Source organism: Stenotrophomonas sp. 2YAF22 (assembly GCF_052114665.1).
In the GTDB taxonomy this organism is placed as follows: Bacteria; Pseudomonadota; Gammaproteobacteria; order Xanthomonadales; family Xanthomonadaceae; genus Stenotrophomonas; species Stenotrophomonas indicatrix.
In genome coordinates, this window is record NZ_JBFRFE010000358.1 from 1 (window position 1) to 4,427 (window position 4,427).

Consider the following 4,427-nt stretch of genomic DNA (forward strand, 5'->3'; position numbering starts at 1 on the left):
GCCTTCCAGCGCACCCTGCACCACGGTGCCCAGGCCGTTCAGGCCGGGATTGCCGTTCTGCGCCGGGCCGGAGGCGGTGGTTTCCAGGAACAGGTTTTCACCACGTGCCTGCAGGCCCGCCGGATTGACGAAGTCGGTAAGGGTCAATGCACCGACTTCCACCGATGCCGCGCCGTCGGCCATCTTCACGCTGATGGTGCCGTCGGTACCGATCGTCACCGACTGCGCGCCTTCGGGAATCTGGATGCCCGGCTGCACCGGGTAGCCGCTGTTGGTGACCAGCTCGCTGTCCTGGTTGATCTTGAACGAGCCGTCGCGGGTGTAGGCCGAGCTGCCGTCGGGCATCTGCACTTCGAAGAAACCGCGGCCGTTGACCATCACGTCAAGCGCGCGGCCGGTCTGCTGCTGGCTGCCCTGCTCGAAGTTCTTGGCGGTGGCCACCACGCGCACGCCGGTGCCGATCTGCAGGCCGGTGGGCAGCTGGGTCTGTGCCGAAGAGGAACCGCCGGGCTGGCGCACCTGCTGGTACAGCAGGTCCTCGAAGCTGGCGCGGTCCTGCTTGAAGCCGGTGGTGTTGGTATTGGCGAGGTTGTTGGAAACCACCGACATGCGCATCTGCTGCGCATCCAGTCCGGTTTTCGCGATCCACAATGCCTGGTTCATCTTCGGAGTCCTGTCTGGGTGAAGCCGGCCGCGCGGTGCGGCCCATGGGGTAGGGAGTGCAAGCGGCGTGCCAGCACCGGCGCGGGCCGGTGCCGGAATTCCGTCAGCTGCCCAGGCGCAACAGGCTGTTGGCGCTGCGCGCGTTGTCATCGCCGTGCTTGATCACCTGCACCTGCATTTCGTACTGGCGCTGCAGCTGGATCATCTGCACCAGCGCGCCGGCGGCATCGACGTTGCTGCCTTCCAGCTGGCCGCTGTGCACCGCCGTGCCCTGCGCCTGGGCGAACGGCTGCAGCGGATCGGTATTGCGGAACAGGCCATCCAGGCCGCGTTCGAGGCGATCATCCGGCGCCTGCACCACCTTGATCCGGCCGATCATCGCCATCGTCTGCGGGCCTTCGCCCTGCGGGATGATCGAGATCGTGCCGTCGTTGCCGATCTCCATCGCCTGGTAGGGCGGAATCGCGATCGGGTTGTTGTTGTCGTCCAGCACCGGACGGCCGCTGGAGGTCACCAGCTGGCCGTTCGGAGTCACCGACAGCGCGGCGCCACGGGTGTACGCCTCGCTGCCATCGGTGGACTGCACGGCAAGCCAGGTGCCGGTCTGCAACGACAGGTCCAGCGGCTTGCCGGTGATGTGCTGCGCGCCGGCCGTGCGGTTGAAGCCCGCATCGACATGCAGTGCATCCACCCGCGAGGCAAAGCCCGGGCCACGGATCGGGAAGGCTTCGGTGTTGGCCAGCGCTTCCTTGAAGCCAGGGGTGTCCGAGTTGGCGAGGTTGTGGCTGAGCGTTCCCTGCGCCTGCAGGGAGGCGCGGGCACCGGTCATCGCCACGTAAAGGGCTTTATCCATGCGGGGAGTTCCGTGACAGGGTCAGCAGGTCATCAACGGATGTTGATGACGGTCTGGGTGATCTGGTCCTGGGTCGTGATCATCTGCGCGTTGGCCTGGAAGTTGCGCTGCGCGGTGATCATGTTGACCAGCTGTTCGGTCAGGTCGACGGTGGAGGATTCCAGCGAACCGGCCTGGATCTTGCCGAGGTTGGAGGTGTCGGCGGCGCCGGTGCGCGGCGTGCCCGAATCGAAGGTCTCCACCCACAGGTTGTTGCCCTTCTGTTCCAGGCCCTGCGGATTGTTGAAGCTGGTCAGTGCAACTTGGCCCAGCGGCTTGTCGTCGCCGTTGGAATAGCGGGCGAACACCACGCCGGTTTCCGAAACGGTGATTTCGTTGAGCTTGCCGGCCGCGTAGCCATCCTGCTGGGTGTTGCGCAGGGCGAACTTCTCGCCGTACTGGGTCGAGCCGCTCACATCCAGCGTCATGTTCAGCACGCCGGCGCCGGTGGTCGGGGTGAAGGTGCCCAGGCTGATCTTGCCGTTGGCCGGTGCAGTCAGCTTGCCGGCGTTGTCGAAGGTCAGCGGGGTCGGCGTACCGGCCGGCTGGCCATCGACGTAGTTGTGCACCGTCCAGGCGTTGGTGGCCGCTTCCTTGACGAAGTAGGACACCTGGGTGTGGCTGACGCCCAGCGAGTCATACACGGTGATGCCGCCGCTGGAATGGCTGTAGCTGTTGGAATTGGTGGGGTCGAAGGTGGTCACCGTCGGCTGCTTGGCATTGCCCGGCAGGGTGAAGCCGACCTTGACCTCACTGGTCTGCTTGGGCGGGCTGTCGGTGGTCAGCAACTGCAGATCGACCAGGCGGCCGGCGTCGAAGTTGGTGCCGTCGGCGTTCGGAGCGAACACCTGCAGGCGTGCGCCCTGCGGGTTGACCACGTAGCCGGCGGCGTCGGTCTGGAAGTTGCCGGCGCGCGAGTACACGCGTGCACCGTTCATGTTCATGGTGAAGAAGCCCTCACCGGAAATGGCCATGTCCAGGCTGCGGCCGGTCTGCTCGTTGTTGCCCTGGATGAACTGCTGGGCCACGTTGGAAACACGCACGCCCGAGCCGATCGCGTTCTTGGACAGGCCGTAGCTGGTGGCGGCGAACAGGTCGGCGAATTCCGCACGCGACTGCTTGAAGCCGGTGGTGTTGACGTTGGCCACGTTGTTGGCGGTGACGCTCAGGTCAGAGTTGGCAGCGTTGATGCCGGACAGGGAAATGTTGAAGCCCATGGGATGCTCCTGTTGGATGCGGTAGGTGCGGCTCAGCTGACGCGGAGCACGTAGTCGAGAGGGGCCGTGCCCAGGCCCTTGAGGTTCAGGTAGAGGCCGTCGGAGCCGACGGTCACGCTTTCCACCGGTGCCTGTACGAAGGTGGACAGCTTGGTGCTCTTGCCGGTGGTGTCGACGTGGTTGGCGACGATGTTGTACTTGCCCGGCTCCATGCGCTTGCCGTTGGCATCCTTGCCATCCCAGGTGAACGCGGTCTCGCCGGCGGCCTTGGCTTCAACGCTGATCGAGGTGACCTTGGCGCCGTTGGCGTCGGTGACGTCCACGGTGACGATGCCCGCGGCCGGCGCGGCAACCGTGCCTTCCACCGAACCTTCCTTCTCCAGCACCAGCTTTTCCGACGGCACCAGCACCTGGTGGCCGACCAGCGCGGCGCCACGCAGTACCTGGTCGCTGGCCATCGACTCCTGGAAGCCCTTCACCGACTTGTTCAGATCGGTGACGCCCTGCACGGTCGACATCTGCGCCATCTGCGAGACCATCTGCGTGTTGTCCATCGGCTTCAGTGGATCCTGGTGCTGCAGCTGCTCGGTCATCAGGCGCAGGAAATCGGCCTGGTCCAACGTGTTCTTCTTCTTGGTGGCGTTGCTGTTGGGGGCGTTCAGGCCGAGTGCGGCGTAGACGTCCTGGTTGCTCTGGTTGTTGACGGCAGTGGTCATGGCGGTGTCCGGTGCAGCGGGCCTCAGCGGCCCATGGTCAGGGTGGCCAGGGCCAGTTCCTTGGCGGTGGTCAACATCTCCACGCCGGCCTGGTAATTGCGCGAGGTCGAGATCAGGTTGACCATCTGCGCCACCGGATCGACGTCGGGCTGGTAGATGTAGCCATCGCCGTCGGCCAGCGGATGGCCTGGCTCGTAGCGCTTGATCGGCGCCGCGTTGCTCTGGGTGATCTCCTTCACCTGCACCGAGGTGATGTTCGGATCGGTCTTGCTGGTGACCGCCTGGAAAATCGGTTCCAGCGGCTTGTACACCGCGTCGGCCGAACCGGCGATGCTGTCAGCGTTGGACAGGTTGGAGGCGATGGTGCTCATGCGCACCGACTGCGCCTGCAGCGCGGAGCCGGCGATATCGAAGATCGGCAGGTTGCTCATGGCTTATTGCCCCGTGATCGCGGTGAGCATGGAACGCACCTTGCTTTCGACGAAGCTCAGCGAAGCGCGGTATTCCAGTGCAGCGCGGCCATAGGCGGCGCGTTCGGCATCGGGGTCGACGGTGTTGCCGTCGATGCTGGGCTGTACGCCCTCGCGGGCCACCTGGAACGGGTTGAGGCCACTACCGATTTCGTAGTGCTGCTCGTTGGTGGTGGTCATCAGGCCGTTGGCATCCAGCCCCTGCGCATGGCGAAGGGCCGAATCGAAGTCCAGGTCCTGGGCCTTGTAGCCGGGGGTGTCGGCATTGCCGAGGTTGCTGGCGATCAGCTTCATGCGCTGTTCGCGCAACGGCATTGCCTGGGCATGGACGCCCAGGTAGTCGGTAATCAGGTTGCGCACGGTGCACTCCCACGGGAACGTTGCCCGGGAAGCTGCAAGCGGTGTGCCAAACCCTGAGGGGTAGTGCCGGCCGCTGGCCGGCAACCTCAGACACAACGGGGTGCCGGCC

The 4,427-nt window shown here is 65.1% G+C and carries 6 protein-coding genes; all 6 read right to left on the bottom strand.

Translation table 11 applies throughout. The features are described from left to right. On the bottom strand, positions 1 to 663 hold a 663-nt coding region (gene flgG, locus AB4Y84_RS14295; RefSeq protein ID WP_442250324.1), incomplete at its 3' end, for a flagellar basal-body rod protein FlgG. A 103-nt stretch (positions 664 to 766) separates the two neighbouring features. Next, positions 767 to 1,516: a flagellar basal body rod protein FlgF gene (locus AB4Y84_RS14300; RefSeq protein ID WP_025879106.1), complete on the bottom strand. Its 750-nt coding sequence runs from the start codon at positions 1,514 to 1,516 to the stop codon at positions 767 to 769. Positions 1,517 to 1,548: 32 nt separating this feature from the next. Then, positions 1,549 to 2,772 (bottom strand): flagellar hook protein FlgE, encoded by a 1,224-nt coding sequence (gene flgE / locus AB4Y84_RS14305; RefSeq protein ID WP_032974827.1) that lies wholly within the window; start codon positions 2,770 to 2,772, stop codon positions 1,549 to 1,551. A 32-nt stretch (positions 2,773 to 2,804) separates the two neighbouring features. Further along, positions 2,805 to 3,488, bottom strand: coding sequence for a flagellar hook assembly protein FlgD (locus AB4Y84_RS14310; protein WP_442243508.1), 684 nt, complete (start codon positions 3,486 to 3,488; stop codon positions 2,805 to 2,807). A 23-nt stretch (positions 3,489 to 3,511) separates the two neighbouring features. Beyond that, a complete protein-coding gene (flgC, locus tag AB4Y84_RS14315; protein ID WP_025879109.1) occupies positions 3,512 to 3,919 on the bottom strand; it encodes a flagellar basal body rod protein FlgC in 408 nt (135 codons plus the stop codon). Between the two features lie 3 nt (positions 3,920 to 3,922). Then, the gene (gene flgB / locus AB4Y84_RS14320; RefSeq protein WP_025879110.1) at positions 3,923 to 4,318 is read right to left on the bottom strand and encodes a flagellar basal body rod protein FlgB; all 396 of its coding nucleotides are present in this window, start codon (positions 4,316 to 4,318) and stop codon (positions 3,923 to 3,925) included. Positions 4,319 to 4,427: the final 109 nt, after the last annotated feature.

Coding starts and splice junctions, on each gene's coding strand:
- flgC (WP_025879109.1), bottom strand. CDS start 3,919: ATGAGCAACCTGCCGATCTTCGATATCGCCGGCTCCGCGCTGCAGGCG.
- AB4Y84_RS14300 (WP_025879106.1), bottom strand. CDS start 1,516: ATGGATAAAGCCCTTTACGTGGCGATGACCGGTGCCCGCGCCTCCCTG.
- AB4Y84_RS14310 (WP_442243508.1), bottom strand. CDS start 3,488: ATGACCACTGCCGTCAACAACCAGAGCAACCAGGACGTCTACGCCGCA.
- flgE (WP_032974827.1), bottom strand. CDS start 2,772: ATGGGCTTCAACATTTCCCTGTCCGGCATCAACGCTGCCAACTCTGAC.